Genomic DNA, 26599 nt, shown 5'->3' with positions numbered 1-26599 from the left:
GTAGGGTGCTCCTCTGACGCGGATCATTCAAGCGTCAATCGCAGACATGGGATCACCCCACGGGTTCCGGAAAGCAACAAGCAGGGGCGGGCGATGGAGCAGACACACACCTCCCAGAGCGGCGCGGCGACGACCACCCAGGGCGCACAGCGCCGGGTGCTGGTCGTCGAGGACGACCCCACGATCGTCGACGCCATCGCGGCCCGGCTGCGCGCCGAGGGATTTCTCGTGCAAACCGCGTCGGACGGCCCGGCGGCCGTCGACACGGCCGAGGCCTGGCAGCCCGACCTGCTGATCCTCGACATCATGCTGCCGGGCTTCGACGGCCTGGAGGTCTGCCGGCGCGTGCAGGCCCAGCGGCCGGTGCCGGTGCTGATGCTGACCGCACGGGACGACGAGACGGACATGCTGGTCGGACTCGGGGTCGGCGCGGACGACTACATGACCAAGCCGTTCTCGATGCGGGAGCTGGCGGCACGCGTGCACGTGCTGCTGCGCCGGGTGGAACGGGCGGCCATCGCCGCGACCACGCCCCGCTCCGGCATCCTGCGGCTCGGCGAGCTGGAGATCGACCACGCACAGCGCCGGGTCCGGGTGAAGTCGGAGGACGTCCACCTGACGCCCACCGAGTTCGACCTGCTGGTGTGCCTGGCGAACACCCCGCGCGCGGTGCTCTCCCGGGAGCAGCTGCTGGCGGAGGTGTGGGACTGGGCGGACGCCTCCGGCACCCGCACGGTCGACAGCCACATCAAGGCGCTGCGCCGGAAGATCGGCGCCGAGCGGATCCGTACGGTGCACGGCGTCGGATACGCGCTGGAGACGCCGACACCATGAGCAGTGACGGGCGCCAGGCCGCACGGAGGAGCCCCGGGCTCCCCGGACACTCCGGAGCCTTCAAGGCCTCCGTGGGGGACCCCTGGGGCGGCGTACGCCCGTTCTCGATCAAGACCAAGCTGGGTGCGCTGGTCGTCATCGCGGTGCTGATCACCACCGGACTGTCGATCGTCGCGGTGCACACCAAGACGGAGCTGCGCTTCATCACGGTCTTCTCGATGATCGCCACCCTGCTCATCACGCAGTTCGTGGCGCACTCGCTCACCATGCCGCTGGACGAGATGAACACGGTGGCCCGGTCCATCTCGCAGGGCGACTACACGCGCCGGGTCCGTGAGAGCCGCCGGGACGAGCTGGGCGATCTGGCCCAGACGATCAACGTCATGGCGGACGAGCTGGAGGCGCAGGACAGCCAGCGCAAGGAGCTGGTGGCGAACGTCTCGCACGAGCTGCGCACCCCCATCGCCGGGCTGCGCGCGGTGCTGGAGAACATCGTCGACGGGGTCACCGAGGCCGACCCGGAGACCATGCGGACCGCCCTGAAGCAGACCGAGCGGCTCGGCCGGCTGGTGGAGACCCTGCTGGACCTCTCCCGGCTCGACAACGGCGTCGTACCGCTGAAGATGCGCCGGTTCGAGGTGTGGCCGTACCTGTCGGGCGTGCTGAAGGAGGCCAACATGGTCGCCTCCGCGCGCGCGGGCATCGCCTCCGGCTCCGGCAGCCACACCCGTACGGACGTCCATCTGCACCTGGACGTCTCCCCGCCGGAGCTGACCGCGCACGCGGATCCGGAGCGGATCCACCAGGTCGTCGCGAACCTGATCGACAACGCGGTCAAGCACAGCCCGGCGCACGGCCGGGTGACCGTGAAGGCGCGCCGCGGGCCGCAGCCGGAGTCGCTGGAGCTGGAGGTCCTGGACGAGGGCCCGGGCATCCCGCGTTCGGAGTGGCACCGGGTGTTCGAGCGGTTCAACCGGGGCGCGGCGACCCGGCCGCACGGCCCGGGCAGCGACGGCGGTACGGGGCTCGGGCTCGCGATCGCCCGGTGGGCGGTGGATCTGCACGGCGGCCGGATCGGTGTGGCCGAATCCGAGCGGGGCTGCCGGATCATCGTCACTCTTCCGGGACTGCCTTCCACGTCAGGTTGACGTAGGGTTCGAATCGGAAGCCCAAGATCCACGAGCGTCCGCGCCGTTCCGCGCAGCTGGACACGTGTGATCAGCAGCAGGCCCGCGCCGCCCGTCGCACGTGGGTGCGACGGGCCCCGGTCGGCACACCCTCCCGTATCCGGAACCACGCTTGTTTCCCGCCATATCAAGCCCTGAAACAAGATTTCTGATGTGACTTACGCGACGATGAACGGGCCCGACCTGACCTTCCCGGTCTTGGAGGCGTAGCCTTTATTCCCGCTGTCCATCACCTTGTGAAGCGGAAGAGGGCGGTTGCCGCCGTGTCGCCACAGTCCCCCAGTAACTCGAGCATCTCGACCGACGACCAAGCCGGGAAGAACCCCGCTGCCGCGTTCGGTCCGAACGAGTGGCTCGTCGACGAGATCTATCAGCAGTACCTCCAGGACCCGAATTCGGTAGACCGTGCCTGGTGGGACTTCTTCGCCGATTACAAGCCGGGAGCTCCTGCCACCCCGGCTCCGGCGGGTACTGCGGCCGCGGGGGCCGCAGAGACCACCTCCCCGGCCCCTCAGGCCCAGGCCGCGCCCGCGCCGGCTCCCGCAGCCCCGGCGGCCCCGAAGCCCGCCGCGGCCCCCGCTCCGGCTCCCGCTCCCGCGGCGAAGGCCGCGGCCCCGACCCCGGCCAAGCCGGCGCAACCCGCACAGGCGCCCGCTCAGCCGGCGGCGAAGGCCGCCCCCGCGAAGGAAGCCCCCGAGGGCCCCGAGCTGATCACGCTGCGCGGCCCGGCCGCCGCCGTCGCCAAGAACATGAACGCCTCGCTGGAGCTGCCGACCGCCACCTCGGTCCGCGCCGTCCCGGTGAAGCTGCTGTTCGACAACCGCATCGTCATCAACAACCACCTCAAGCGCGCCCGCGGCGGGAAGATCTCCTTCACGCACATCATCGGGTACGCGATGGTGCAGGCCATCAAGGCCATGCCGTCGATGAACTGGTCCTTCGGCGAGAAGGACGGCAAGCCGACCCTGATCAAGCCGGCGCACGTCAACCTCGGCCTGGCCATCGACCTGGTCAAGCCGAACGGTGACCGCCAGCTCGTCGTCGCCGCCATCAAGAAGGCCGAGACGCTGAACTTCTTCGAGTTCTGGCAGGCCTACGAGGACATCGTCCGCCGCGCCCGCGAGGGCAAGCTGACGATGGACGACTTCACCGGTGTCACGGTCTCCCTGACCAACCCCGGCGGCCTCGGCACCGTCCACTCGGTCCCGCGTCTGATGCCCGGCCAGTCCGTGATCATGGGCGTCGGCTCCATGGACTACCCGGCCGAGTTCCAGGGCACCAGCCAGGACACCCTGAACAAGCTCGGTGTCTCGAAGGTCATGACGCTCACGTCGACCTACGACCACCGCGTCATCCAGGGCGCCGCCTCCGGCGAGTTCCTGCGCCAGGTCGCGAACCTGCTGCTGGGCGAGAGCGGCTTCTACGACGACGTCTTCGAGGCGCTGCGCATCCCCTACGAGCCGGTCCGCTGGCTCAAGGACATCGACGCCAGCCACGACGACGACGTCACCAAGGCCGCCCGCGTCTTCGAGCTGATCCACTCCTACCGGGTCCGCGGCCACGTCATGGCCGACACCGACCCGCTGGAGTACCGCCAGCGCAAGCACCCCGACCTGGACATCGTCGAGCACGGCCTCACCCTGTGGGACCTGGAGCGCGAGTTCGCCGTCGGCGGCTTCGCCGGCAAGTCGATGATGAAGCTGCGCGACATCCTCGGCGTGCTGCGCGACTCGTACTGCCGCACCACCGGCATCGAGTTCATGCACATCCAGGACCCCAAGCAGCGCAAGTGGATCCAGGACCGGGTCGAGCGCGGCCACTCCAAGCCGGAGCGCGAGGAGCAGCTGCGCATCCTGCGCCGCCTCAACGCGGCGGAGGCCTTCGAGACCTTCCTGCAGACCAAGTACGTCGGCCAGAAGCGCTTCTCGCTGGAGGGCGGCGAGTCCGTCATCCCGCTGCTCGACGCGGTGATCGACTCCGCGGCCGAGTCCCGCCTGGACGAGGTCGTCATCGGCATGGCCCACCGCGGCCGCCTGAACGTGCTCGCCAACATCGTCGGCAAGTCGTACGCGCAGATCTTCCGCGAGTTCGAGGGCAACCTCGACCCGAAGTCGATGCACGGCTCCGGCGACGTGAAGTACCACCTGGGCGCCGAGGGCACCTTCACCGGCCTGGACGGCGAGCAGATCAAGGTCTCCCTGGTCGCGAACCCCTCCCACCTGGAGGCCGTCGACCCGGTCCTCGAGGGCGTCTCGCGCGCCAAGCAGGACATCATCAACAAGGGCGGCACGGACTTCACCGTCCTGCCGGTGGCGATCCACGGCGACGCGGCCTTCGCGGGCCAGGGCGTGGTGGCCGAGACCCTGAACATGTCGCAGCTGCGCGGCTACCGCACCGGCGGCACGGTCCACATCGTCATCAACAACCAGGTCGGCTTCACGGCGGCCCCCGAGTCCTCGCGTTCGTCGATGTACGCGACGGACGTGGCCCGCATGATCGAGGCCCCGATCTTCCACGTGAACGGCGACGACCCGGAGGCCGTGGTCCGCGTCGCGCGACTGGCCTTCGAGTTCCGCCAGGCGTTCAACAAGGACGTGGTGATCGACCTCATCTGCTACCGCCGCCGCGGTCACAACGAGTCGGACAACCCGGCCTTCACCCAGCCGCTGATGTACGACCTGATCGACAAGAAGCGCTCGGTGCGCAAGCTCTACACCGAGTCCCTGATCGGTCGCGGCGACATCACCCTGGAAGAGGCCGAGCAGGCCCTGCAGGACTACCAGGGCCAGCTGGAGAAGGTCTTCACCGAGGTCCGCGAGGCCACCTCGCAGCCGGCCGCCGGTGACGCCCAGGCCCCGCAGGACGGCTTCCCGGTCGCGGTCCCGACCGCGATCTCGGCCGAGGTCGTGAAGCGGATCGCCGAGTCCCAGGTCAACGTCCCGGACCACATCACCGTCCACCCGCGTCTGCAGCCGCAGCTGCAGCGCCGTGCGGCGATGGTCGAGGACGGCACGATCGACTGGGGCATGGGCGAGACCCTCGCCGTCGGCTCGCTGCTGCTGGAGGGCACCCCGGTCCGTCTCGCGGGCCAGGACTCCCAGCGCGGCACCTTCGGCCAGCGCCACGCGGTGCTGATCGACCGGGAGACCGGCGAGGAGTACACCCCGCTGCAGTACCTCTCCGAGGACCAGGCGCGGCTCAACGTCTACAACTCCCTGCTCTCCGAGTACGCGGCGATGGGCTTCGAGTACGGCTACTCGCTGGCCCGCCCCGACGCGCTCGTGATGTGGGAGGCGCAGTTCGGTGACTTCGTCAACGGCGCGCAGACGGTCGTCGACGAGTTCATCTCCTCGGCCGAGCAGAAGTGGGGCCAGACCTCCGGCGTCACCCTGCTGCTGCCGCACGGCTACGAGGGCCAGGGCCCGGACCACTCGTCCGCGCGTCCCGAGCGGTTCCTCCAGCTGTGCGCGCAGAACAACATGACGGTCGCGATGCCGACGCTCCCGTCGAACTACTTCCACCTCCTGCGGTGGCAGGTGCACAACCCGCACCACAAGCCGCTGATCGTCTTCACCCCGAAGTCGATGCTGCGCCTGAAGGCGGCGGCCTCGAAGGCGGAGGAGTTCACGACGGGCGAGTTCCGCCCGGTCATCGGCGACAGCACGGTCGACCCGGCCGCCGTCCGCAAGGTCGTCTTCTGCGCGGGCAAGGTCTACTACGACCTGGAGGCCGAGCGGCAGAAGCGCGGTGTCACGGACACGGCGATCATCCGCCTCGAGCGTCTGTACCCGCTGCCGGGTGCGGAGGTCCAGGCGGAGGTCAACAAGTACCCGAACGCCGAGAAGTACCTGTGGGCGCAGGAGGAGCCGGCGAACCAGGGTGCGTGGCCGTTCATCGCGCTCAACCTGATCGACCACCTGGACCTGGCGGTCGGCGCGGACATCCCGGCCGGCGAGCGGCTGCGGCGCATCTCGCGCCCGCACGGCTCGTCCCCGGCGGTGGGTTCGGCCAAGCGCCACCAGGCCGAGCAGGAGCAGCTGGTGCGTGAGGTGTTCGAGGCGTAGGCCTCCGGCGGTCCCGCCGACGCGAAGGGCCCGGCACCGAGTTCCCACTCGGTGCCGGGCCCTTCGCCTACCTGCTCATTCGTCGTCCTCGTCATCGAGGCGGGCGAGCCAGGTGGCCAGCCGCTCGACGGGCACCTCGAAGTCCGGATTCAGATCCACGAACGTGCGCAGCTGCTCGGCAAGCCACTCGAAGGTGACCTCTTCCTCGCCACGCCGCTTCTCCAACTCCTCGATACCACGGTCGGTGAAGTACATGGGGTTGCGTCTCCTGCGTATGCATCCAGGCCGATGATGGCTTCCCCACCAGCCTATGCAACGCGCCGCCCCCGCGGTCACGGCACCGGGGCGCTCCGTCCTGCCCGCGCGGCACCGGCTCCAGACACCGGCACCAGAGCCCAGGCACCAGGCACCAGGCACCAGGCACCGGCACGGTGGGCCGGCACAGGTCGACGAGAACGGCCCTTCACCCTCAAGGGACCTTGACTTACCCCGGCCACGATATATCGTGTTGTGACAGGACGCGATATGGCGTGTCCGCCGCGCCCGCACCGAGGAGGCCCCCGATGTCCGAGTGGTCCGTCACCGAGCCCCGCAGGCTCACCTTCGACACCCCCGTGCACGACCTCCATGTCCGCATCGTCAACGGCACCGTCAACGTGGTGGGTACGGACGACCCCACTCCCCGCCTGGAGATCTCCGACATCGAGGGTCCACCCCTCGTGATCACCCACGAGTCCGGCACCCTCACCGTCGCCTACGAGGACCTTCCCTGGAAGGGCTTCCTCAAGTGGCTCGACCGCAAGGGCTGGCGCCGCAGCGCCGTCGTCTCCCTGGCCGTCCCCGCCGACACCCGCGTGGAGGTGGGCGTGGTCGGCGCCACCGCGGTCGTCTCCGGCATCCGCGGCCCCGCCGTGGTCAAGGGAGTGACCGGCGACACCACCCTGGTCGGCATCTCGGGCCCGGTCCGCGCGGACACAGTCTCCGGAAACGTGGAGGCCCAGGCGGTCACGGGCGACCTGCGGTTCAACTCGGTCTCGGGCGACCTGACCGTGGTCGACGGCTCCGGCCCCTCCGTCCGCGCCGACTCCGTCAGCGGCTCCATGATCGTCGACCTGGACCCGGACGGTCCCACGGAGGTCGGCCTCACCAGCGTCTCCGGCGAGATCGCCATCCGCCTGCCGCACCCGGGGGACGCCGAGGTGGAGGCGAACACGGCGAGCGGCACGATCTCCAACGCCTTCGACGGACTGCGCGTGCACGGCCAGTGGGGCGCCCACAAGATCACCGGCCGTCTGGGCGCGGGCACCGGCAGACTCCGGGCCACCACGGTCTCCGGTTCGATCGCCCTGCTGCGCCGCCCGCCCCGGGAGGACGAGGAGCACCCGGCGACCGGACAGGAGACCACCTCGGGGGACAATTCCGTCTCCGGCAAGGGCTCCGACGCCACCAGCGCCCCGGCCGACGGCACGACCGACAAGAAGGTGCTCTGACATGCCTCCCGTCTTCGCCCACGGCCGCCTCCGCCTGTACCTGCTCAAGCTGCTCGACGAGGCCCCGCGTCACGGCTACGAGGTGATCAGACTCCTCGAGGAGCGCTTCCAGGGGCTGTACGCGCCCTCGGCGGGCACGGTCTACCCCCGCCTGGCCAAGCTGGAGGCCGAGGGCCTGGTGACGCACACCACCGAGGGCGGGCGCAAGGTGTACGCCATCACGGAGGCCGGCCGGGCCGAACTGGCCGACCGCAGCGGCGAGCTGGCCGACCTGGAGCTGGAGATCCGGGAGTCGGTCGCGGAACTGGCCGCCGAGATCAGGGCCGACGTGCGCGGCGCGGCCGGCGATCTGCGCCGTGAGATGCGTGCGGCCGCCTCCGAGGCCCGCCGGGGCGCGAAGACCGGCCGGGGTGCGCCGGGCGCTGGGGAGTACGGCGATCTGAGCGACAAGGAGGCCTGGCAGGCCGCCAAGGAGGAGATGCGCCGGGTCAAGCAGGAGTGGAAGGAGCAGGCGCGGCGGGCCAAGGACGAGAGCCGCCGGGCCCGCGAGGAGGCCCAGCGGGCCCGGCGGCAGGCCCAGGAGGCGCAGGCACGGGCGCGGGCCCAGGCGCAGGAGGAGATGCAGCGCATCGCCCGGCGGGTCCAGGACCGCGTCCAGGACCACTTCACCCGCGGCGACTGGCCGACCGGCGTCCGCGAGGGTCTGACCGAGATGGCCAAGGAGTTCGGCGAGTTCGGCAAGGACTGGGCCTTCGGCCGCACTCCCGCGGCGGAGCCGACGGCACCGCAGTACTCCTCCACCCCGGAGGACTTCCCGGCCGCGTACGAACCCTCCTGGTCCCACGAGGAGCCCACCGGCGACCCGGCCCGCGACCTGGACCGCCTCCTGGACCGCTTCCGCGACGACATCCGCGACGCGGCCCGCGACCGCGGAGTCACCCCGGACCAGCTCCGGGAGGCCCGCCACCACCTGTCGACCGCGGCGGCCCGCATCGGCGCACTGCTCCGTACGCACCAGGGGTAGGCCGGAAGGCGGCAGGGCGGAAAGGCCGGGCGGAAAGGCCGGGCGGAAAGGCCGGGCGGAAAGGCCGGGCGGAAGGCGCCAGGACGTCGTACGCCGGGACGGCGACAGGCCGGCGGGCAGGCGCCGGCCCTCAGCCCGCCTTCGCCTCGCCGCCGCCGTACAGCACCCGGATCAGCGACTCGTGTGTCACACCGTGGTCGGCCAGTGTCTCGGCCGGGGCCCCGGGCAGGACGGTGAGTGCCAGCAACAGGTGCTCGTCGCCGATGTGCCGGTCGCGGTGGGCCAGGGCGATGCGCAGGGACCTCTCCAGTACGTCCTTCGCACCCCGGCTGAAGCGCGGCCGGCGCCCCGACCACCACCGCCCGTCGCTCCGGTCGCCGGACATCGCTCCGACGCCGTGCACCTCCTCCACCCGGGCCACGATCTCGGACACGTCGATCCCCAGCCCCGCCAGCGCGTCCGCGTCGGCCCGGGTGAGCCCCGCACGCCGGCGCGCCTCGCCCAGGGCCTGCCGTACCGCCTGCCGGCGCTCCCCGAGCCCCAGGGCCGCCAGCGCGAAGGACGCGCGGCTGCCCTCGCGGTCGAGGAGGGCGAGCAGCAGATGCTCGGCGTCGACGGCCTGCGCCCCCGCGCCTTCCGCCTGCGCGAACGCCCCCTCGACCACGGCCCGGGCATCCTTCGTGAACCGCTCGAACATCAACGCCTCCCGTACTTCTTGTGCACGGCCTGCCTGCTGACACCGAGCTCCGCCGCGATCTCCTGCCACGACCAGCCCTGATTGCGCGCACTGCGCACCTGTACCGCCTCCAGCTGCTCCAGCAGCCTGCGCAGTGCGGCGACGGCCCGCAGTCCCACCCGCGGGTCGCGATCGCCGGCACGCTCGGCGAGATCGGTTGCCTCCGTCATGGTGTCAACATAGGTTGACATACTCTCTTGTGTCAACCTTCATTGACATCACGGACAGGAAAAAGGCGGGTCCGGTCACCGGACCCGCCCTCAGCGGTCCATTCCTGACATCACCTCAGGAGTTGGTCAGCACGATCTTCCCGAACTGCTCGCCCGACGCGAGCCGTTCGAAGCCCTCGCGGGCCCGGTCCAGCGGCAGCTCCTCGTCGATGACGGGCCGTACGCCGGTCGCGGCGCAGAAGGACAGCAGGTCCTCCAGCTCGTCCTTGGTGCCCATGGTCGAGCCGACGACCTTCAGCTCCAGGAAGAAGATCCGGGTCAGCTCGGCGTGCGAGGGCCGGTCCCCGCTGGTGGCGCCGGAGATGACGACGGTCCCGCCGGGCCGCAGCGACTTCACCGAGTGGGACCAGGTGGCGGCACCGACGGTCTCGATCACGGCGTCCACCCGCTGCGGCAGCCGGGCCCCCGGCTCCACCGCCTCGACGGCACCCAGCTCCAGCGCCCGCTTGCGCTTGGCCTCGTCCCGGCTGGTGGCGAAGACACGGAGCCCTGCCGCCTTGCCGAGCACGATCGCGGCCGTGGCGACCCCGCCGCCCGCGCCCTGCACGAGGACCGAGTCCCCGGGTCGTACCCCGGCGTTGGTGAAGAGCATCCGGTACGCCGTCAGCCATGCCGTGGGCAGGCAGGCGGCCTCGGCGAAGGACAGCTCCTTGGGCTTGGGCAGGATGTTCCAGGTCGGCACGGCGACCTGCTCGGCGAAGGTGCCCTGGTAGCGCTCGGTGAGGATGGAGCGCGGCTCGTCCGGTCCGACACCGTGGCCGGTCTGGCCGATGACGGAGTGCAGGACGACCTCGTTGCCGTCCTCGTCGATCCCGGCGGCGTCGCAGCCGAGGATCATCGGCAGCCGGTCCTCCGGGAGGCCGACGCCCCGCAGGGACCAGAGGTCGTGATGGTTGAGGGAGGCGGCGCGCACGGTGACGGTGCTCCAGCCGGGGCGGGCCTCGGGAGCCGGACGCTCCCCCAACTCGAGGCCGCTGAGCGGCTGGTCACGGTCGATGCGGGCGGCGTAGGCAGCGAACATGCAGCCGACGATAGGTGCACTGATCAGCCGACGGAACGGCGCGGGTCTGTGACACATGCCCTCTTGCGCAGGGGCACCCGTCCAGCGCAGCCCGGCAGGCGAAAGGAGCGGCAAAGGAAAAGGGCCCCGCCCGGACGGACGGGGCCCCTTCCGCGCGACGTCAGCGACGCGCGACACCCTCGGCGCGAGCAGCCGCGGCCACCGCGGCCGTGACGGCGGGAGCGACCCGCTCGTCGAACGGCGAAGGAATCACGTAGTCGGCGGCGAGGTCGTCACCGACCACCGCGGCCAGCGCCTCGGCGGCGGCGATCTTCATGCCCTCGGTGATCCGGGTCGCCCGCACCTGCAGCGCGCCCGCGAAGATGCCCGGGAAGGCCAGCACGTTGTTGATCTGGTTCGGGAAGTCCGACCGCCCGGTCGCGACGACCGCCGCGTACTTGTGGGCGACGTCCGGGTGCACCTCGGGGTTCGGGTTGGCCATGGCGAACACGAAGGCGCCCTCGGCCATGGAGGCCACGGCCTCCTCCGACACCGTACCGCCGGAGACGCCGATGAAGACGTCGGCGCCCGCGAGGGCGTCCTCCAGCGAGCCGGTGATGCCGGCCTTGTTGGTGAACCCGGCCAGCTCGCGCTTGACCGGCGTCAGGTCCTCCCGCCCGGCCGAGACGACGCCCTTGCGGTCCGCCACGGCCACGTCCCCGATGCCGGCCTCGATCAGCATCTTGGCGATGGCGACACCGGCCGCGCCGGCGCCCGAGATGACGGCCCGCAGCTGCCCGATCTCACGCCCGCTGAGGCGGGCCGCGTTCCGGAGCGCCGCGAGCGTCACGACGGCCGTGCCGTGCTGGTCGTCGTGGAAGACCGGAATGTCGAGGGCCTCCTGCAGCCGGCGCTCGATCTCGAAGCACCGGGGCGCCGAGATGTCCTCCAGGTTCACTCCGCCGAAGGACGGGGCCAGCCGGACGACGGTCTCGACGATCTCGTCCACGCCGGTGCAGTCGAGCGCGATCGGAACCGCGTCGACCCCGCCGAACTGCTTGAACAGGATCGCTTTGCCCTCCATCACGGGGAGGGAGGCCTGGGGACCGATGTCCCCGAGTCCGAGCACGGCCGTACCGTCGGTCACGACGGCGACCACCGAGGACTTCCACGTGTAGTCGTTGACCAGCTCCGGCTGCTCCGCGATCGCGGTGCACACGCGCGCGACGCCGGGCGTGTACGCGAGGGAAAGGTCGTCCTTGTCGCGGACCGGCACGGTGGCCTGCACGGCCATCTTGCCGCCGCGGTGCAGCGCGAACGCCGGATCGAAGGAATCGAGGGGCTCCGCCCCGCCGTCCTGGTCCGTATTGCTGTCGCTGCGAGGATTGACGATCTCCGCTGCCACTTTGTTTTACCCCTTAGGTATGCATGGTTTGAGGGTCGACCACTCCTGGTGAGGGGTGGGCGGGCACCGCGCACGGCCCGATTGCGGATACGTACGGGTCATACGCGACGGGCGCGCCGCACACGCGCCCTGAGCCCCGGATGAGGGGTGTAAAGAACCTTCTTACCGGACGGACGGTGCCCGCGACGAGTCCAATAGGTGCAAGGTCACATCACGGGACCGGAATGCCACGGGCGCATGACATGCGTCTGACAGGACGGCAACGTGCGTCGGCAAGGGTCTTGCGTGGTGGGAAAGGCCACGGCTCCGTTCGACCACATCCTGAGACGGGGCGAAGATTTTCCGGCTCCAGGAGGGGATTCCCGCAGATGGTGCGGGGCCAACTGCCGCAGATGCACCGCGCTGACGGGGTTCGGGGGTCACCCGTTATCCGATTTTGACACAGCGACCCACCTGAACGGCGTAGTCCGAATGGCAAGATGCGGTAAACCCACGAGGTCGCGACACCCGAAGGTGTGTGTCTGAGTCGACCCATCGGCCCTCTTCCCATCCGCCGGAGGAACCACGATGACCGCAAGCTCCACCCGTCGTACGACCGCCGCGCGCTCCCGTCTGGCCGCGGCCGGTGCGATAGCGGTCGCAGGCGCCCTGCTGCTCACCGGCTGCGGTGACCAGACCAACAGCGGCAAGGGCGACTCCTCCGCGTCCGGCAAGGCCGCCACTGCTCCCCTGTTCTCGAAGCTGCCGAAGGCGATCCAGGACAAGGGCGTCATCCAGGTCGGCACCAACGCCGAATACGCGCCGATGGAGTACCAGGAGGGCGGCGACATCGTCGGCGTGGACCCCGACATCGCCGCAGCGCTGGGCAAGAAGCTGGGCGTGACGTTCAAGTTCACCTCCGGCTCCTTCGACGGCCTGATCACCTCGCTGAACTCCGGTCGCTACGACGTGGCGATCTCCTCCATAACGGACACCAAGGCGCGCCAGCAGGGCCTGGACGACAAGGGCAAGAAGCTCGGACCGGGTGTCGACTTCGTCGACTACTTCACGGCCGGCACCGCGGTGTACGTGCAGAAGGGCAACCCGAAGAAGATCGGCTCGATCGCGGACCTCTGCGGCCGGACCGCGGCCGTGCAGCACGGCACCACGTACGAGCAGCTGCTGCAGAAGCAGTCCAAGGCCTGTACGGACGGCGGCAAGAAGAAGATCACGATCGAGTCGTTCGACAACGACACCGAGGCCCAGACCCGCGTGAAGTCGGGCGGCGCGGTGGCCGGCGTCAACGACTACCCGGTCGCGGTCGACCTGGCCCGCAAGGCCGACGGGGGCAAGGCCTTCGAGGTCGTCGGCGAGCAGGTCGACGCCGGCCCCTTCGGCATCGCCGTGAACAAGGACAACAAGCAGCTCACCAGCGCCCTGCAGGCCGCCGTCGGCGCGATCATCGAGGACGGCACGTACAAGAAGATCCTCGAGAAGTGGGGCGCTCAGAGCGGCGCCATCGACAAGGCCGCCGTCAACGGCGGCAAGTGACTGCCGAGAACGCTGAAAGGCAGTCACGGTGACTGACAATCTCGACAAGACGCCGGCCGACGCGACGCCGTCGGCCACCGTCTCCAAGGAGCCCGGCGGCCACCCGGCGCCCCCGGAGACGATCAAGGCGATTCCGGTCCGCCACTGGGGCCGCTACGTCAGCGCGGTCGTGGTCCTGGCCCTGGTCGCGCTGCTGATCAACGCCTTCGCCACGGCCGACAAGATCCAGTGGCACGCGGTCGGCGACAAGCTGTTCGACTCCACGGTGCTCGCGGGCGCCGGCCGGACCTTGCTGATCAGCGTGCTCGCGATGATCCTGGGCGTGGTCCTCGGCATCGTGCTGGCCGTGATGCGGCTGTCGAAGAACCCGGTGACGAGCTGGGTGGCCTGGGTCTACATCTGGTTCTTCCGCGGCACGCCGGTCTACGTCCAGCTGCTGCTCTGGTTCAACCTGGCGCTCATCTTCCCCGTCCTGAACCTCGGTCCGATCTACAAGGACGAGATGACGGACGTGATGACGCCGTTCATGTGCGCCCTGCTGGGCCTGGGCCTCAACGAGGCCGCGTACATGGCCGAGATCTGCCGTGCCGGACTGCTGGCCGTCGACGACGGCCAGACCGAGGCCGCGCACGCGCTCGGCATGAGCCACGCCAAGACGCTGCGCCGGATCGTCATCCCCCAGGCCATGCGGGTGATCGTGCCGCCGACCGGCAACGAGTTCATCAACATGCTGAAGACGTCGTCGCTGGTCTACGCGGTCACGTACCCCGAGCTGCTGCGCGCCACCTCGACGATCGGCTCCACGTCGTACGCCGTGATGGAGATGCTGTTCGTCGCCTCCATCTGGTACCTGGTGATGACCAGTGTGTTCAGCGTCTTCCAGTACTACCTGGAACGCCGCTTCGCCCGCGGCTCGTCCCGCAGCCTGCCGCCCACCCCGTGGCAGAAGGTCAGGGCCAATCTGCTCAACCTCGGCGGCAACAGGAGCGTGCGATGAACGCCATGGTGAAGGCCGAGGGCGTGCACAAGTCCTTCGGCCAGGTCGAAGTGCTCAAGGGCATCGACCTGGAGGTGAAGCCGGGCGAGGTCTTCTGCCTCATCGGCCCCTCCGGTTCCGGCAAGTCGACCTTCCTGCGGTGCATCAACCACCTGGAGAAGATCAACGCGGGCCGGCTGTACGTCGACGGCGAGCTGGTCGGTTACCGCCAGCAGGGCGACAAGCTGTACGAGCTGCGCGACCGCGAGGTCGCCCTGAAGCGCCGGGACATCGGCATGGTCTTCCAGCGCTTCAACCTGTTCCCGCACATGACGGCCGTCGAGAACGTCATGGAGGCGCCGGTCCAGGTGAAGGGCGTGCCCAGGACTCAGGCCCGGGAGCGGGCGATGCAGCTGCTGGAGCGCGTGGGCCTGGCCGACCGGGCCGGGCACTATCCCTCGCAGCTCTCCGGCGGCCAGCAGCAGCGCGTGGCGATCGCCCGGGCGCTCGCGATGGACCCGAAGCTGATGCTGTTCGACGAGCCGACCTCGGCACTGGACCCGGAGCTGGTCGGTGACGTCCTGGACGTCATGCGGGACCTCGCCGAGTCGGGCATGACCATGGTCGTCGTCACCCACGAGATGGGCTTCGCCCGCGAGGTGGGCGACAGCCTGGTCTTCATGGACGAGGGCGTGGTGGTCGAGTCGGGCCATCCGCGGGAGGTCCTGACGAACCCCCAGCACGAGCGGACGCAGTCGTTCCTGTCCAAGGTGCTGTGACGCTCCGCGTCCAAGGTGCTGTGACGCCCCGCCGGGTCGGCGGGCGGTGACGGAACAGGGGCGGTACGAGTACTCGTACCGCCCCTTTCGTCGTACGGCGGCCTACTTCAGGGCGAGGAGCAGCGTGTCCGACGGCGAGCACCACACCGGCCTGGCCTCGTCGAAGCCCTGCGCCAGCAGAGTGCGCGCGTGCCAGGCCGGCGGCGGCGTGTCCCCGTCGGCATGCTCGCCGTAGATCTCGAAGCGGCGCGCGGTGGGCTCGGCGAGGACCGGGTCCTGCGCCGCCAGCTGCCACCACTCGGCCCAGTCCAGGGCGCCCTCCTTCTTGGCCTGATCCATGCGCACGTGCCGCTGACTCCGCTCCGCCGCGTTGATCCGCGGCGTGGTCTCGTCGATCATGTGATCCGCGTTCATGAAGACACCGCCGTCGCGGACCAGCCCCGCGACCTGACCGTAGAGGGCCGCGAGGGGTTCGCTGTGCAGCCAGTGCAGGGCCGTGGCGGTCAGGACGGCGTCGTAGGAGTCGTACGGCAGTCTCGCCGGCCACTCGGGGTCCTTGAGGTCGGCGGCGACGAACGAGACCCGGCCGTCGCCCTCGAAGGTGCCGCGTGCGATGGCGAGCAGGGCCGGGTCGAGGTCGACGCCGGTGCTGGTGGCCTCGGGGAACCGGGTGAGCAGCCGGGCGGTGATGCTGCCGGTGCCGCACGCGAGGTCGAGCACGCGTGGAGCGGTACCGACGAGCGCCTCGACCAGGTCGAGCATGATTCTGAAGCGATCCTCGCGGTCCGGCATGTACCACTCCTGTTGGCGGTCCCAGCTCCGCTGCCAGGCCGCCCAGTCGGTTCCGGTGCTCGTGGCCATGGAACCCTCTCTCCCTCCGGAGCGCGTAATACCCTGGATGCACGACCGGCTGTTACCCCGACCGCAGACTCGACCATAAAGCGCCCTCGTAAGGACAACAAGTGGAACTGGCCTATTACTCGGATTACGCCGTCCGTCTCGTCAACAGCGAGGAGCCGGCCCGGGGCAAGGACTCCCTGACCTCGGTCGAGGCCGTCCGCGACCTCTTCGGCGGCAACGCGTCGGCGGCCCGCCGTGCCACCGACGCCGACGTCACCCGCTTCCGGTCGGTACGGTCAAGGCTGCGCTCGGTCTTCGAGGCCGCCGACCAGGGCGACGAGACGCTCGCCGTGGACCTGCTGAACTCGCTGCTGCTGGAGTTCCCGGTGAGCCCGCAGATCTCCGGGCACGACTTCCGGGACGAGGACGGCCGCCCGCTGTGGCACATGCACCTGGCCGATCACCCGTCCAACGCCACCGCCGGGTACGCGGCGATCGCGGCGATGGGTCTCGCCTTCCACCTGACCGAGTACGGCGTGGACCGCCTCGGCGTCTGCGAGGCGACCCCCTGCCGCAACGCCTACCTGGACACCTCCACCAACCGCTCCCGGCGCTACTGCTCCGACCGCTGCGCCACCCGCGCCAACGTGGCCGCCTACCGGGCCCGCAAGCGCCTGGAGGCCGACCGGTCCGGCAGCAGCGGCCTGGCGGCCGAGAACGCCCAGCGCACCAGCGCCAGCGGCGAGCGCTGACCGGCCCGCAACGGCCGGTACCGGAACCAGGCCCGGCCCAGGATCAACTCCTCCGGTACGACCCCGTAGTCGGTGCTGTCCCCGCCCGCGTAGGGGTTGTCCCCGAGCACCCACCAGCCGCCGTCACGCCGCTCCACCGCCCGCTTGACGACCAGCAGGTCCTGCTGGAACGGATGACGCAGGACCACGACGTCACCGGCCCGGACCACGCCCCCGTAGCGCACCACCAGCTGGTCCCCGTGCCGGAGGGTGGGCACCATGGACGGCCCCGTCACCTCGGCCAGCCCGAACGGCGCAGCGGCCCTCCCCCGCTCGGTCTCCTGCGACAGCTCCGGCATCCCCGGCACCTCCCCGGTCCGTTCCTCCACCAGTCTCAGTCTCACCCTGGACTTTTGTCCTAAGCCCTAGGGGGCACTCACGAAAACCGGTCCCTCAGGGAGTAATGTCGCACCTGAGAAGACGATCACGAGGAAGGAATGCTCCATGCTTTCCCGCCTGTTTGCCCCCAAGGTCAAGGTCAGCGCCCACTGCGACCTGCCCTGCGGCGTGTACGACCCGGCCCAGGCCCGCATCGAGGCGGAGTCGGTGAAGGCCGTCCAGGAGAAGATGGCCGCCAACGACGACCCCCACTTCCAGGCGCGCGCCACTGTCATCAAGGAGCAGCGCGCGGAGCTCGCGAAGCACCACGTCTCCGTCCTCTGGAGCGACTACTTCAAGCCCCCGCACTTCGAGAAGTACCCGGAGCTGCACCAGCTGGTCAACGACACCCTGAAGGCCCTCTCGGCCGCCAAGGCGTCCACCGACCCGGCGACGGGCCAGAAGGCGCTGGACTACATCGCCCAGATCGACAAGATCTTCTGGGAGACCAAGAAGGCCTGAGGCCCTCTCCTCCCCTGAAAGGGGCCCGACCGGTTCTCCGGTCGGGCCCCTTGCCTGTACCGGCGGCCTGTCAGTGGAACTGCGGCACGATCAGGAAGATCCCGTACGCCACCACCGCCGCGCAGGCCAGGAAGCACAGCGCCGCCTGGGTCCGGCCCAGGGCGGACGTGTCCGAGCGGGTGGGGCCCGGACGGGCGAGGCCCAGGACGCCGAGGGTGAAGACGACGACCACGGCGACGGTGACACCGAGGCTGACGGCGGCAACCCGGCCGAGGGCGGACCAGTCCACGTGCATGAAGGGCTCCCGGAGTTCAGGCGGCCGTACCGACGTGGGTCGGGGCCGGGGTGCGGAGGGTGACCTCGTGATGGTCGTTGACGTTGTCGGCACCCACCGGGTTGCGGCGGGCCGCGGCGAAGACGGCCGCGGCGAGGGCCAGGGCCACCAGGGCGATGACGACCGTGCCGACGTTCCCGCCGTGCTTGACCACGCTCGCGGCGAGGCCGCCGGCCAGGGCGGCGGCGGGCAGGGTGATCAGCCAGGCCAGGACCATCCGGCCGGCCACGCCCCAGCGGACCTCCGCGAGCCGCCGGCCGAGGCCCGCGCCGAGGATGCTGCCGGAGGCGACCTGGGTGGTGGACAGGGCGAAGCCCAGGTGGGCGGAGGTGAGGATCACGGTCGTGGAGGCCGTCTCGGCGGCGAACCCCTGCGGTGACCGGATCTCCGCCAGCCCCTTGCCCATGGTGCGGATGATCCGCCAGCCGCCCAGGTAGGTGCCCAGGCCGATGGCGAGACCGGCCGTGCCGACGACCCAGACCGGCGGGCCCGCGTCAGGGCCGAGCGCACCCGCCGTGATCAGGGTCAGCGTGATCACGCCCATGGTCTTCTGCGCGTCGTTCGTGCCGTGCGCGAGGGAGACCAGGGAGGCGGAGGCGATCTGGCCGAGGCGGAATCCCTTCGTCACCGACTCCTGACGGGCCCGGGCGGAGAGCTTGTAGGCGAGGTAGGTGGCGGCCAGGGCGGCCGCACCGGCCACCACCGGGGAGGCCACGGCCGGGATCAGCACCTTCTCGACCACCTTGTCGAAGTGCACGCCGCCCGCGCCCGCACCGACCCGGACCGCACCGATCAGACCGCCGAACAGGGCGTGGGAGGAGCTGGAGGGAAGCCCCGCCAGCCAGGTCACCAGGTTCCACAGGATCGCCCCGACCAGCCCGGCGAAGATCATTCCGGGGCTGACGAGGGTCTCGTCCACGATGCCGCCGGAGATCGTCCTGGCCACCTCGGTGGAGAGGAACGCGCCGGCGATATTGAGGACGCCGCTGACCAGGACGGCGGTTCTCGGCTTCAGCGCGCCGGTGGCGATGGAGGTGGCCATCGCGTTCGCGGTGTCGTGGAAGCCGTTCGTGAAGTCGAACGCCAGTGCCGTGACGATGACGACCGCCACGAGGAACGTGATGTGGTCCATCCCTCAAGGCAAGCAAGGGCAGGCCAATACCAGGACAACTGGAAGCAAACGCTCCGTCGAAATCGGGGAAGTCTGGTGTGAGGTTCTGTGCGAACTCGTTCTGTCCGCGCGATCGTTCAGCGGGCGACCTTACGACGGGGCGTTCAACCTCGGCCGGTCCTCGCGGACAGCCGTCTGTGCCAAGCTGAAGGGCATGACCCTGGAGGACCTCAGACGACTGCGCCGGGTGCGCGACCGTATGGACCGCGAGTACGCCGAGCCGCTCGACATGGCCGCACTGGCCCGCGACGCCCTGATGTCCCCCGGTCACTTCCAGCGCAGCTTCCGCAAGGCCTTCGGGGAGACGCCGTACAGCTACCTGATGACCCGGCGGATCGAGCGGGCCAAGGCGCTGCTGCGCCGGGGCGACCTCAGCGTGACCGACGTGTGCCTCGCCGTCGGCTGTACCTCGCTGGGCTCCTTCAGCTCCCGGTTCACCGAGCTGGTCGGCGAGACACCGAGCGCCTACCGGGCCCGCGACCACCAGGAGAGCGCGGTGATCCCGTCCTGCGTGGCCCGTACCTTCACCCGCCCGCGCCGACGGCCCTACTGAGCCCGCACCGGGTCCCCCGCGTCCCGACTCCCGCGCATGGCGGCCCGAAGAGGCCTAGCGTGACGTCATGGACGTGAAACTCAAGCAGTGCTTCATCGCCGTGGACGACCACGACAAGGCCCTCGCCTTCTACTGTGACGTGCTCGGCCTGGAGGTCCGTAACGACGTCGGCTTCGAGAACATGCGCTGGGTGACCCTGGGCTCGCCGCTCCAGCCGGACGTCGAGATCGTGCTGGAGCCGCCGGGCGCCAACCCGGACGCCTCCCCCGCCGACCGGCAGGCGCTCGCCGAGCTGCTCGCCAAGGGCATGCTGCGCGGGGTGATCTTCACCACCGAGGACTGCGACGCGCTGTACGAGCGGGTGCGGGAGTCCGGAGCCGATGTGCTGCAGGAGCCGACGGACCAGCCGTACGGGGTGCGCGACTGCGCCTTCCGGGACCCGGCGGGCAACCAGCTCCGCTTCCTGCAGCGGCCGGCGGGATGAACCACTCCCGCGGGCCGGCGGACCGGCACCTGCACTCCCCTTCGTGATCATCCGCTGGACCTACGCCTCGTCGACCGCCCCACCCCCCGCCTGCCCGGGGCACGCGCCTTCCGGACGGCCGTCACCGGCGCCCGGCTCTCCGAACCGCGCGGCGAGCCGGGCGAGTTCGCGACCCTGCTGCCCGAGGGCACGGACGCCTGCGGGAAGCTCCAGGGCGTCGCCGACGGGGACGGCGGTGCCACCTCGACCTCTGCGCCGAGGACGTCCGGGAGCTGGTCGGCACGGCCCCGTGGCCTCGGCGCCGACGTCGTGGCGGACCACGGCGCGTGGGCCGTGCGGCGCTCACCGGCCGGGCAGTTGTTCTGCGCCGTGCCGCGGCACGGGGAGTCGGTGCGGCCGCCGTCGTGGCGGGCAGTGGGCTGGACCGGGTGTGTCTCGACATCCCGCCGTCCGTGTACGCCACCGAGTCGGCCTTCCGGGCCCGGCTCACCGGCCGGCAGGAACGCACCGGCTCCCGGCCGGACTTCGTCACGCTCGCGCCATCGGCGGGCCTGCCCGTCCGGATCCTGCTCCAGCGGCTCGACGACGAGCGTCCCGTCGCCGCCCGCCTGGATCCGGGCTGCGCGGACATCGCCGCGGTCCGTGCCCCGGCACGAGCGGCAGGGGGGAGTCCTCCTCCGGCAGGGCGCCCACTGGGCGGTGATGCGTGACCCGGCCGGCGGCACGCACTGCCTCATCGGGCGGGATCCGGAGACGGGTGGCCTGCCGGCCGGCGGTCAGCGGTCCGGTCGCGCGTAGGCGCACACGAGCAGGGTGGCGCGGGGCTCCGGGGCCGAACCGGTGGGAGACGCCGAGGCCGCCCCGGTCCGAGGCTCCGGCGGACAGCCCTGCCGGTCCCCGTCCGTGCCCTCGTCACTCAGCGGCCTCCCGTCCGCCGGGGGTGCGGAGCCGTTCCCGTTCTCCCAGACGTACGGCCCGGCCGGCCGGGTCTCGGCCCGCAGCCACAGGGTGAGTCCGCCCCCGACGGCGACGGCCACCGCCCACACCGTCACCGCCCACCGCCACCACCGACGCGCGCCCCCCGCCCGCATCACCCCCAGGGCTCCACGTCGACCACGGCCTCGGCCGGCACCGGCCCGTACACGTGCGGGAACTCCTCGCCGCCCGGTTCCGCCGACTCGTACTTCACCGGCACGCCCACCAGGGCCGGGTCGACGACCAGCACCACCAGTTCGTCCGGGCCGTCGTAGTCGCCGTACAGGAACGCGGCGATGCGCGGGAGCTGCTCCCGGGTGGAGAAGTGGATGAAGCCCTCCTCCTGGAGGGTGCGGCCCCGGGTCGACACCTCGTAGGCGCCACGCCCGCGGGCCGCCTCCCACAGGGAGCGCTCGGTGATGTGGAAGATGCGGGGCAGTTTCGGCATGGGCCCACGCTATCGGCCCGGCGATCCGGCCGGTTGCCGAAATACCCGCGTGCGTCAGCGGTGTGGAGCGGTGTCGGTGGACGCCGGCGCCGTGGAGCGCGTGTGAGGGCGGGCCCCGCACATTGTGGGGATGTGCGGGGCCCGCCTGGCCGGAGCCCCGATGGCCGCGCGGGGTCAGGAACCGCACGGGGTCGGGGCTCCGGGGCCTGTCCGGCGGGCGGCAGCGCTCAGCTGCTGCGCCGGGTCACGAACTCGGCGAGGGCCAGCAGACCCCCCGCCGTCTCCGGGTCGGGGACCGCGCGGCTCAGCTCCTGTACGGCGCGGGCCATCCGGTCGGCCGCCTCTGCCTGCGCCCAGTCCCGGCCGCCCGCCCGCTCCACGGCCAGCGCCGTGCGCGCGATGCCCTCGGCGTCCCCGGCGACGTACGGCTTCCCGTACAGCGCGGCGAGTTCGGCCGCCGCCGGGGTGCCGGAGCCGAGCGCCGCCACCACCGGCAGGGACTTCTTGCGGGCCGCGAGGTCCGCGCCGGCCGGCTTGCCGGTGTGCCGCGGGTCGCCCCATATCCCGATGACGTCGTCGATCAGCTGGAAGGCGAGCCCGGCCTGACGGCCGAAGCCGTCCAGCGCGTCCACCTCCTCCGCACCGGCGCCCGCGTACAGCGCGCCGAGCGCGCAGGCACAGCCCAGCAGGGCGCCGGTCTTCGCCTCGGCCATGGCGAGCACCTCGTCGAGGGTGACCTCGTCAGGGGCGCGGTCCTCGAGGTCGGTGTCGGTGTGCTGGCCGGCGCACAGCTCCACGACACAGTCCGCGAGCCGTACCGCGGCCGGGACGGAGGCCGGGTGCGGGTCCTCGGCCAGCAGCCGCAGGGCGAGCGCCTGGAGGGCGTCCCCGCCGAGGATCGCGTCGGCGTCGCCGAACACGGTCCAGGCCGTCGGACGGTGCCGGCGGGAGGTGTCCCGGTCCATCACGTCGTCGTGCAACAGCGTGAAGTTGTGGACCAGTTCGACCGCCGCCGCGGCCCGGACGGCCGCCGCCCGGGCCGCCGGGCCGCCGAGCGCGTCGGCCGCGGCGAGGACGAGCGCGGGCCTTATCGCCTTGCCGGCGGCGCCGCCCGCCGGGCTGCCGTCCGCGTGCTGCCAGCCGAAGTGGTAGAGCGCGATCCGGCGCATGGAGCCGGGCAGCGATTCGACGGCCGCGCGCAGCTCCGGGTCGACCAGGGCGCGGGTGCGTCCCAGCAGCGCCGCCGCCTCCTGCCCGTCGAGCGGGCCCGCGGCCGCGTCACCGCCCCGCTCCCGCCGCTCCCCCACCGTGCCGGGCCGCGGTACGCATGGGGCACGCTGTCCGGTCTGCGCCATGAACTCGGCCATGTCTCCCCCCTCGCCGTGTCCGCGGACGCCGGCGGCACCGGCCCGGACGGACGCGTGTTCCGAGGGTTTACCCCTGCCGGCGGGCGGGGACACGGCGGCGACGTGCGGAAACGTCACCTCCACCGGCCGATCTCGACGTTCTCCAGCACCCCCAGCGCGTCGGGCACCAGGACGGCCGCCGAGTAGTAGGCCGTCACGAGGTACTTGATGACGGCCTGTTCGTTGATGCCCATGAACCGGACGGACAGGCTCGGCTCGATCTCGTCGGGGACACCGGACTGCCTGAGACCGATGACGCCCTGCTCCGACTCGCCGGTACGCATCGCGATGATCGAGGTCGTACGGGCGTCGCTGACCGGGATCTTGTTGCACGGGTAGATCGGCACCCCGCGCCAGGTGGGGATGCGGTTGCCCGCGATCTCGACGGTCTCCGGGACCAGTCCGCGCTTGTTCAGCTCGCGTCCGAACGCGGCGATCGCGCGCGGGTGGGCGAGGAACAGCTTGGTGCCGCGGCGGCGGCTGAGCAGCTCGTCCATGTCGTCGGGGCTGGGCACGCCGTCGTGCGGTTGGAGCCGCTGGTCGTACTCGCAGTTGTGGAGCAGGCCGAACTCGCGATTGTTGACCAGCTCGTGCTCCTGGCGCTCCTTCAACGCCTCGACGGTGAGCCGGAGCTGCTGCTCGGTCTGGTTCATCGGCTGGTTGTACAGGTCGGCCACGCGCGTGTGGATGCGCAGCACGGTCTGGGCGATGCTGAGTTCGTACTCGCGCGGCCGGGACTCGTAGTCGACGAAGGTGTGCGGGATGTCGGGCTCGCCGGAGTGACCGGCCGCCAGCGCGACCTCCTTCTCGCCGTACTTGTTGGTCCGCTGCTCGGGGATCGAGCGCACCTGCTCGAGGTGGGCACGCAGCGAGTCGGAGCGCTCCGCGACCTGCTCGAAGTCGTTGCGGCTGAGGATGAGGACCGTGGTCGCGGTGCCCGCGCGGACGGTGTATTCCCAGATGGCGTCCGGGTCCAGCAGGGCCTGGTCACCGAAGTAGGCGCCGTCGGCGAGGACTCCGAGGACGGCGTCGTCGCCGTAGGGGCCGGTACCGACCTTCTCGACCCGGCCGTGGGCGAGCAGGTACACCTGGTTGGCCTGGTTGCCGAAGTCGGCGATCACCTCGCCGGGCGCGAAGTCGTGCTGGCGGCAGCGGCGGGCCAGCTCCGTCAGCACCTCGTCGTCCTCGTACGAGCGCAGGGCCGGCAACTCGCCGAGCTCGGCCGGGATGACCTCGACCTGGTTCCCGGTCTTCACGAAGGTGATGCGGCCGTCGCCGACGGCGTAGGTCAGCCGCCTGTTGACCCGGTACGTGCCGCCCTGGACGTCCACCCAGGGAAGCGTACGCAGCAGCCAGCGGGAGCTGATCTCCTGCATCTGCGGAACGGACTTGGTGGTCGTGGCCAGATTCCGCGCGGCCGCCGTGCCGAGGGACTGCTGCGGCTTGCCCTGTTCCGTGCGGACCTCGTCGCCTACCGACATAGAGAAACGTCCTCCCATGTTGCCCGATGCCGTATCGCACCGGCACCGGTCTCACCCACGAGGCTTCCATCACGCAACGTGGTCACGCCATTACCCGAAAGAGCGGGAATGGATCATCGGATTACTGGGCACGAAGAGGGATCTCGCCCCTGTGCCCGCAGGCCTGCGACCTGCGCGATCTGTCCGGATCGGCTCGCACGGCGTGCGAACGAGATGGTCCGGGACGTCCGTTTTCGGTAAAAGCGAGCAGGACGAAACGGTCGCTCTCGGCGGCCGACGGGCACGACACGAAGGAGGCGGCATGGCCCCACCCATGTCCGCGAGCGGATTTCTGGACGCGCTGCGGGCGGAGGGTCTCGCGGTCGTCGAGGTCGGCGACTGGCGGAACCACAACCGCAATCACAAGGGCCCGTGGGGGCCCGTCCACGGCGTGATGATCCATCACACGGTGACCTCCGGCAGCGCGCACACGGTGCAGCTCTGCCGGGACGGTCACACGGCGCTGCCCGGCCCGCTGTGCCACGGTGTGATCACCAAGGACGGCTCGGTTCACCTGGTCGGCTACGGCCGCGCCAACCACGCGGGGCTCGGGGACGACGAGGTGCTGCGTGCGGTGATCGCGGAGCAGGGGCTGCCGTCCGACAACGAGGCGAACACCGACGGCAACCGGCACTTCTACGGCTTCGAGTGCGAGAACCTGGGCGACGGCGAGGACCCCTGGCCGGCGGCCCAGTTGGACGCGATCGTACGGGCCGCCGCCGGTGTGTGCCGGGCGCACGGCTGGTCCGGGAGGTCGGTCATCGGCCACCTGGAGTGGCAGCCGGGGAAGGTGGATCCGAGGGGGTTCGGCATGGACCGGCTGCGGGAGCGGGTCGCGGAGCGGCTGAAGGGGTAGCGCGGCCGGGGCCGCGGACCGGCCCCCGGGTACGGGTGCGTGGGGGCTGGTCGTGCGGTCCGCCTTCGAGGCGCTGCCACCCGCCTCCGCCCGTTCCTTCCTCCGCAGGCCCCCCTCTCCGCCCGGGCCCCGCCTCCACCCGGTCCGGGCGCAGCGCGACAATGACGGCGTGACCAGCCCCGAGCAGCTCCTCCCGCGCCTCCCCTCCCCCCTCCAGGAGGTGCGGGACGACCGTTTCGCCCGGCGCGGGCTCCGTCTGCTGCTCAAGCGGGACGATCTGATCCACCCGGAGCTGATCGGCAACAAGTGGCGCAAGCTGGTGCCGAACATCGAGGCGGCGGCGGGCCGGCCGCTGGTCACGTTCGGCGGGGCCTGGTCCAACCACCTGCGGGCCACCGCTGCCGCGGGCCGCCTGCTCGGGCTGCCGACCACCGGCGTGGTCCGCGGCGAGGAGCTGGCCGACCGCCCGCTCAACCCGTCCCTGGCCCGGTGCGCGGCCGACGGCATGCGCCTGCACTTCGTCGACAGATCGGCGTACCGCCGCAAGGCCGAGCCGGACACCCTGGCCGCGATCCTGCGCGCGGCCGGCGCCGAGGAGGCGTATGTCGTCCCCGAGGGCGGCAGCAACGCCGAGGCGGTCCACGGCTGCCGGGCCCTCGGCGGGGAGCTGCGCGGCCTCGTGGACGTGGCGGCGGTCGCCTGCGGCACCGGCGGCACCCTCGCGGGGCTGGCGGCCGGACTGGGGCCCGGGCAGCGCGCGCTCGGCGTACCGGTGCTCAGGGGCGGCTTCCTGGAGGCCGACGTACAGGCCCTGCAGGAACGTGCCTTCGGTGCCCGCGCCGGCACCTGGTCCCTCGACGACCGCTTCCACTGCGGCGGTTACGCCCGTACGACACCGGAACTCAAGGCGTTCGCACAGGATTTCGAGGACCGTCATGGGCTGCCCGTCGAACGTCTCTATGTCGCCAAGATGCTGTACGCCCTCGCCACCCTGGCGGCGGAGGACGCCTTCGCACGGGGAACGGCCGTGGCCGCCGTGATCACAGGCGCGCCTTTCACCGGGTGACGGCCGGCCGTGCCCGGCGCCCACCCTGGCTGATGTGCCCGGCTCGAGGGACCGGACCGG

General features: G+C 71.1%; 28 protein-coding genes. 15 read left to right on the top strand and 13 right to left on the bottom strand.

The annotated features are described in order from the left end of the window. The first annotated feature begins 93 nt into the window (after positions 1–93). The 3 genes from ACIHEJ_RS24140 to ACIHEJ_RS24130 all read left to right on the top strand — a co-directional run bounded on the left by ACIHEJ_RS24140 (position 94) and on the right by ACIHEJ_RS24130 (position 6085). Positions 94–834, top strand: coding sequence for a response regulator transcription factor (locus ACIHEJ_RS24140; RefSeq protein ID WP_400138604.1), 741 nt, complete (start codon positions 94–96; stop codon positions 832–834). Further along, a complete protein-coding gene (locus ACIHEJ_RS24135) occupies positions 831–1982 on the top strand; it encodes a sensor histidine kinase (RefSeq protein WP_400138602.1) in 1152 nt (383 codons plus the stop codon). The genes ACIHEJ_RS24140 and ACIHEJ_RS24135 overlap by 4 nt, the downstream gene beginning before the upstream one ends. A gap of 302 nt (positions 1983–2284) precedes the next feature. Beyond that, a complete protein-coding gene (locus ACIHEJ_RS24130) occupies positions 2285–6085 on the top strand; it encodes a multifunctional oxoglutarate decarboxylase/oxoglutarate dehydrogenase thiamine pyrophosphate-binding subunit/dihydrolipoyllysine-residue succinyltransferase subunit (RefSeq protein WP_400138600.1) in 3801 nt (1266 codons plus the stop codon). A 75-nt stretch (positions 6086–6160) separates the two neighbouring features. Here the strand turns inward: ACIHEJ_RS24130 and ACIHEJ_RS24125 are convergent, their stop codons facing one another. Further along, positions 6161–6340 (bottom strand): DUF6104 family protein, encoded by a 180-nt coding sequence (locus ACIHEJ_RS24125; protein ID WP_003992906.1) that lies wholly within the window; start codon positions 6338–6340, stop codon positions 6161–6163. A gap of 308 nt (positions 6341–6648) precedes the next feature. Here ACIHEJ_RS24125 and ACIHEJ_RS24120 point away from each other — a divergent pair, with 308 nt between their 5' ends. Then, on the top strand, positions 6649–7575 hold the full coding sequence (locus ACIHEJ_RS24120) for a DUF4097 family beta strand repeat-containing protein (RefSeq protein ID WP_400138598.1): 927 nt from the start codon (positions 6649–6651) through the stop codon (positions 7573–7575). A gap of 1 nt (position 7576) precedes the next feature. Beyond that, positions 7577–8599: a PadR family transcriptional regulator gene (locus tag ACIHEJ_RS24115; RefSeq protein WP_400138596.1), complete on the top strand. Its 1023-nt coding sequence runs from the start codon at positions 7577–7579 to the stop codon at positions 8597–8599. Between the two features lie 130 nt (positions 8600–8729). Here the strand turns inward: ACIHEJ_RS24115 and ACIHEJ_RS24110 are convergent, their stop codons facing one another. The 4 genes from ACIHEJ_RS24110 to ACIHEJ_RS24095 form a co-directional block, all read right to left on the bottom strand. Beyond that, complete coding sequence (locus ACIHEJ_RS24110) at positions 8730–9296, bottom strand: Clp protease N-terminal domain-containing protein (RefSeq protein WP_400138594.1); 567 nt, start codon at positions 9294–9296, stop codon at positions 8730–8732. After that, positions 9296–9505 (bottom strand): helix-turn-helix domain-containing protein, encoded by a 210-nt coding sequence (locus ACIHEJ_RS24105; RefSeq protein WP_003997975.1) that lies wholly within the window; start codon positions 9503–9505, stop codon positions 9296–9298. Before ACIHEJ_RS24105 ends, ACIHEJ_RS24110 begins: the two co-directional genes overlap by 1 nt. 115 nt (positions 9506–9620) lie before the next feature. Continuing rightward, complete coding sequence (locus ACIHEJ_RS24100) at positions 9621–10586, bottom strand: zinc-binding dehydrogenase (RefSeq protein ID WP_400138592.1); 966 nt, start codon at positions 10584–10586, stop codon at positions 9621–9623. 160 nt (positions 10587–10746) lie between these two features. After that, the gene (locus ACIHEJ_RS24095; protein WP_400138590.1) at positions 10747–11970 is read right to left on the bottom strand and encodes an NADP-dependent malic enzyme; all 1224 of its coding nucleotides are present in this window, start codon (positions 11968–11970) and stop codon (positions 10747–10749) included. 567 nt (positions 11971–12537) lie between these two features. Here ACIHEJ_RS24095 and ACIHEJ_RS24090 point away from each other — a divergent pair. The 3 genes from ACIHEJ_RS24090 to ACIHEJ_RS24080 are packed head-to-tail and all read left to right on the top strand — an operon-like array spanning position 12538 to position 15255. Continuing rightward, entirely contained in the window at positions 12538–13500 is a 963-nt protein-coding gene (locus tag ACIHEJ_RS24090) for an ABC transporter substrate-binding protein (protein WP_400138588.1), read from the top strand. A gap of 28 nt (positions 13501–13528) precedes the next feature. Next, on the top strand, positions 13529–14497 hold the full coding sequence (locus tag ACIHEJ_RS24085) for an amino acid ABC transporter permease (protein ID WP_400138586.1): 969 nt from the start codon (positions 13529–13531) through the stop codon (positions 14495–14497). After that, positions 14494–15255, top strand: coding sequence for an amino acid ABC transporter ATP-binding protein (locus ACIHEJ_RS24080; RefSeq protein WP_400138584.1), 762 nt, complete (start codon positions 14494–14496; stop codon positions 15253–15255). The genes ACIHEJ_RS24085 and ACIHEJ_RS24080 overlap by 4 nt, the downstream gene beginning before the upstream one ends. A gap of 102 nt (positions 15256–15357) precedes the next feature. Here the strand turns inward: ACIHEJ_RS24080 and ACIHEJ_RS24075 are convergent, their stop codons facing one another. Further along, positions 15358–16116, bottom strand: a complete 759-nt coding sequence (locus tag ACIHEJ_RS24075) for a class I SAM-dependent methyltransferase (RefSeq protein WP_400138582.1) — start codon at positions 16114–16116, stop codon at positions 15358–15360. Positions 16117–16217: 101 nt separating this feature from the next. On the opposite strand from ACIHEJ_RS24075, the gene ACIHEJ_RS24070 reads away from it, so the two are divergent. Continuing rightward, on the top strand, positions 16218–16847 hold the full coding sequence (locus ACIHEJ_RS24070; RefSeq protein WP_400138580.1) for a CGNR zinc finger domain-containing protein: 630 nt from the start codon (positions 16218–16220) through the stop codon (positions 16845–16847). Here the strand turns inward: ACIHEJ_RS24070 and sodX are convergent. Continuing rightward, on the bottom strand, positions 16751–17185 hold the full coding sequence (gene sodX, locus ACIHEJ_RS24065) for a nickel-type superoxide dismutase maturation protease (protein ID WP_400138874.1): 435 nt from the start codon (positions 17183–17185) through the stop codon (positions 16751–16753). The genes ACIHEJ_RS24070 and sodX overlap by 97 nt on opposite strands. Positions 17186–17330: 145 nt before the next feature. Between sodX and sodN the strand changes: the two genes are divergently transcribed. Next, positions 17331–17726: a superoxide dismutase, Ni gene (gene sodN, locus ACIHEJ_RS24060; protein ID WP_020136639.1), complete on the top strand. Its 396-nt coding sequence runs from the start codon at positions 17331–17333 to the stop codon at positions 17724–17726. 70 nt (positions 17727–17796) lie between these two features. On the opposite strand, the gene ACIHEJ_RS24055 is transcribed toward sodN, so the two are convergent. Together ACIHEJ_RS24055 and ACIHEJ_RS24050 are read right to left on the bottom strand one after the other, a co-directional pair. Continuing rightward, positions 17797–18021 (bottom strand): hypothetical protein, encoded by a 225-nt coding sequence (locus tag ACIHEJ_RS24055; protein WP_400138578.1) that lies wholly within the window; start codon positions 18019–18021, stop codon positions 17797–17799. Between the two features lie 16 nt (positions 18022–18037). Next, complete coding sequence (locus tag ACIHEJ_RS24050; protein ID WP_400138576.1) at positions 18038–19192, bottom strand: anion permease; 1155 nt, start codon at positions 19190–19192, stop codon at positions 18038–18040. A gap of 193 nt (positions 19193–19385) precedes the next feature. Between ACIHEJ_RS24050 and ACIHEJ_RS24045 the strand changes: the two genes are divergently transcribed. The 3 genes from ACIHEJ_RS24045 (at position 19386) to ACIHEJ_RS24035 (ending at position 20978) form a co-directional block, all read left to right on the top strand. Continuing rightward, positions 19386–19784, top strand: a complete 399-nt coding sequence (locus tag ACIHEJ_RS24045; RefSeq protein ID WP_366013838.1) for a helix-turn-helix transcriptional regulator — start codon at positions 19386–19388, stop codon at positions 19782–19784. Positions 19785–19851: 67 nt separating this feature from the next. Further along, positions 19852–20268: a VOC family protein gene (locus tag ACIHEJ_RS24040; protein WP_400138574.1), complete on the top strand. Its 417-nt coding sequence runs from the start codon at positions 19852–19854 to the stop codon at positions 20266–20268. Positions 20269–20594: 326 nt separating this feature from the next. Next, the gene (locus ACIHEJ_RS24035; protein WP_400138572.1) at positions 20595–20978 is read left to right on the top strand and encodes a hypothetical protein; all 384 of its coding nucleotides are present in this window, start codon (positions 20595–20597) and stop codon (positions 20976–20978) included. Between the two features lie 66 nt (positions 20979–21044). Here ACIHEJ_RS24035 and ACIHEJ_RS24030 read toward each other — a convergent pair whose 3' ends face one another. The 4 genes from ACIHEJ_RS24030 to ACIHEJ_RS24015 all read right to left on the bottom strand — a co-directional run bounded on the left by ACIHEJ_RS24030 (position 21045) and on the right by ACIHEJ_RS24015 (position 24578). Further along, on the bottom strand, positions 21045–21305 hold the full coding sequence (locus ACIHEJ_RS24030) for a hypothetical protein (protein ID WP_400138570.1): 261 nt from the start codon (positions 21303–21305) through the stop codon (positions 21045–21047). A gap of 53 nt (positions 21306–21358) precedes the next feature. Further along, positions 21359–21691: a DUF952 domain-containing protein gene (locus ACIHEJ_RS24025; protein WP_400138569.1), complete on the bottom strand. Its 333-nt coding sequence runs from the start codon at positions 21689–21691 to the stop codon at positions 21359–21361. 227 nt (positions 21692–21918) lie between these two features. Continuing rightward, positions 21919–23058, bottom strand: a complete 1140-nt coding sequence (locus tag ACIHEJ_RS24020) for a family 2 encapsulin nanocompartment cargo protein polyprenyl transferase (RefSeq protein ID WP_400138567.1) — start codon at positions 23056–23058, stop codon at positions 21919–21921. A 113-nt stretch (positions 23059–23171) separates the two neighbouring features. Continuing rightward, a complete protein-coding gene (locus tag ACIHEJ_RS24015; RefSeq protein ID WP_400138565.1) occupies positions 23172–24578 on the bottom strand; it encodes a family 2B encapsulin nanocompartment shell protein in 1407 nt (468 codons plus the stop codon). A gap of 301 nt (positions 24579–24879) precedes the next feature. Here ACIHEJ_RS24015 and ACIHEJ_RS24010 point away from each other — a divergent pair, with 301 nt between their 5' ends. Next, entirely contained in the window at positions 24880–25473 is a 594-nt protein-coding gene (locus ACIHEJ_RS24010; protein ID WP_400138563.1) for an N-acetylmuramoyl-L-alanine amidase, read from the top strand. Positions 25474–25642: 169 nt separating this feature from the next. Then, on the top strand, positions 25643–26539 hold the full coding sequence (locus ACIHEJ_RS24005) for a 1-aminocyclopropane-1-carboxylate deaminase/D-cysteine desulfhydrase (protein WP_400138561.1): 897 nt from the start codon (positions 25643–25645) through the stop codon (positions 26537–26539). Positions 26540–26599 lie beyond the last annotated feature (60 nt).

This window comes from Streptomyces sp. NPDC052301 (assembly GCF_044593395.1).
Lineage (GTDB): Bacteria > Actinomycetota > Actinomycetes > Streptomycetales > Streptomycetaceae > Streptomyces.
The sequence above is the reverse complement of the archived record's forward strand: the minus strand, read 5'-3'. Positions and strand labels throughout refer to the sequence as shown.

Coding starts and splice junctions, on each gene's coding strand:
- ACIHEJ_RS24140 (WP_400138604.1), top strand. CDS start 94: ATGGAGCAGACACACACCTCCCAGAGCGGCGCGGCGACGACCACCCAG.
- ACIHEJ_RS24135 (WP_400138602.1), top strand. CDS start 831: ATGAGCAGTGACGGGCGCCAGGCCGCACGGAGGAGCCCCGGGCTCCCC.
- ACIHEJ_RS24125 (WP_003992906.1), bottom strand. CDS start 6,340: ATGTACTTCACCGACCGTGGTATCGAGGAGTTGGAGAAGCGGCGTGGC.
- ACIHEJ_RS24120 (WP_400138598.1), top strand. CDS start 6,649: ATGTCCGAGTGGTCCGTCACCGAGCCCCGCAGGCTCACCTTCGACACC.
- ACIHEJ_RS24115 (WP_400138596.1), top strand. CDS start 7,577: ATGCCTCCCGTCTTCGCCCACGGCCGCCTCCGCCTGTACCTGCTCAAG.
- ACIHEJ_RS24110 (WP_400138594.1), bottom strand. CDS start 9,296: ATGTTCGAGCGGTTCACGAAGGATGCCCGGGCCGTGGTCGAGGGGGCG.
- ACIHEJ_RS24105 (WP_003997975.1), bottom strand. CDS start 9,505: ATGACGGAGGCAACCGATCTCGCCGAGCGTGCCGGCGATCGCGACCCG.
- ACIHEJ_RS24100 (WP_400138592.1), bottom strand. CDS start 10,586: ATGTTCGCTGCCTACGCCGCCCGCATCGACCGTGACCAGCCGCTCAGC.
- ACIHEJ_RS24090 (WP_400138588.1), top strand. CDS start 12,538: ATGACCGCAAGCTCCACCCGTCGTACGACCGCCGCGCGCTCCCGTCTG.
- ACIHEJ_RS24080 (WP_400138584.1), top strand. CDS start 14,494: ATGAACGCCATGGTGAAGGCCGAGGGCGTGCACAAGTCCTTCGGCCAG.
- ACIHEJ_RS24075 (WP_400138582.1), bottom strand. CDS start 16,116: ATGGCCACGAGCACCGGAACCGACTGGGCGGCCTGGCAGCGGAGCTGG.
- sodX (WP_400138874.1), bottom strand. CDS start 17,185: ATGCCGGAGCTGTCGCAGGAGACCGAGCGGGGGAGGGCCGCTGCGCCG.
- sodN (WP_020136639.1), top strand. CDS start 17,331: ATGCTTTCCCGCCTGTTTGCCCCCAAGGTCAAGGTCAGCGCCCACTGC.
- ACIHEJ_RS24055 (WP_400138578.1), bottom strand. CDS start 18,021: ATGCACGTGGACTGGTCCGCCCTCGGCCGGGTTGCCGCCGTCAGCCTC.
- ACIHEJ_RS24050 (WP_400138576.1), bottom strand. CDS start 19,192: ATGGACCACATCACGTTCCTCGTGGCGGTCGTCATCGTCACGGCACTG.
- ACIHEJ_RS24045 (WP_366013838.1), top strand. CDS start 19,386: ATGACCCTGGAGGACCTCAGACGACTGCGCCGGGTGCGCGACCGTATG.
- ACIHEJ_RS24040 (WP_400138574.1), top strand. CDS start 19,852: ATGGACGTGAAACTCAAGCAGTGCTTCATCGCCGTGGACGACCACGAC.
- ACIHEJ_RS24025 (WP_400138569.1), bottom strand. CDS start 21,691: ATGCCGAAACTGCCCCGCATCTTCCACATCACCGAGCGCTCCCTGTGG.
- ACIHEJ_RS24020 (WP_400138567.1), bottom strand. CDS start 23,058: ATGGCCGAGTTCATGGCGCAGACCGGACAGCGTGCCCCATGCGTACCG.
- ACIHEJ_RS24015 (WP_400138565.1), bottom strand. CDS start 24,578: ATGTCGGTAGGCGACGAGGTCCGCACGGAACAGGGCAAGCCGCAGCAG.
- ACIHEJ_RS24010 (WP_400138563.1), top strand. CDS start 24,880: ATGGCCCCACCCATGTCCGCGAGCGGATTTCTGGACGCGCTGCGGGCG.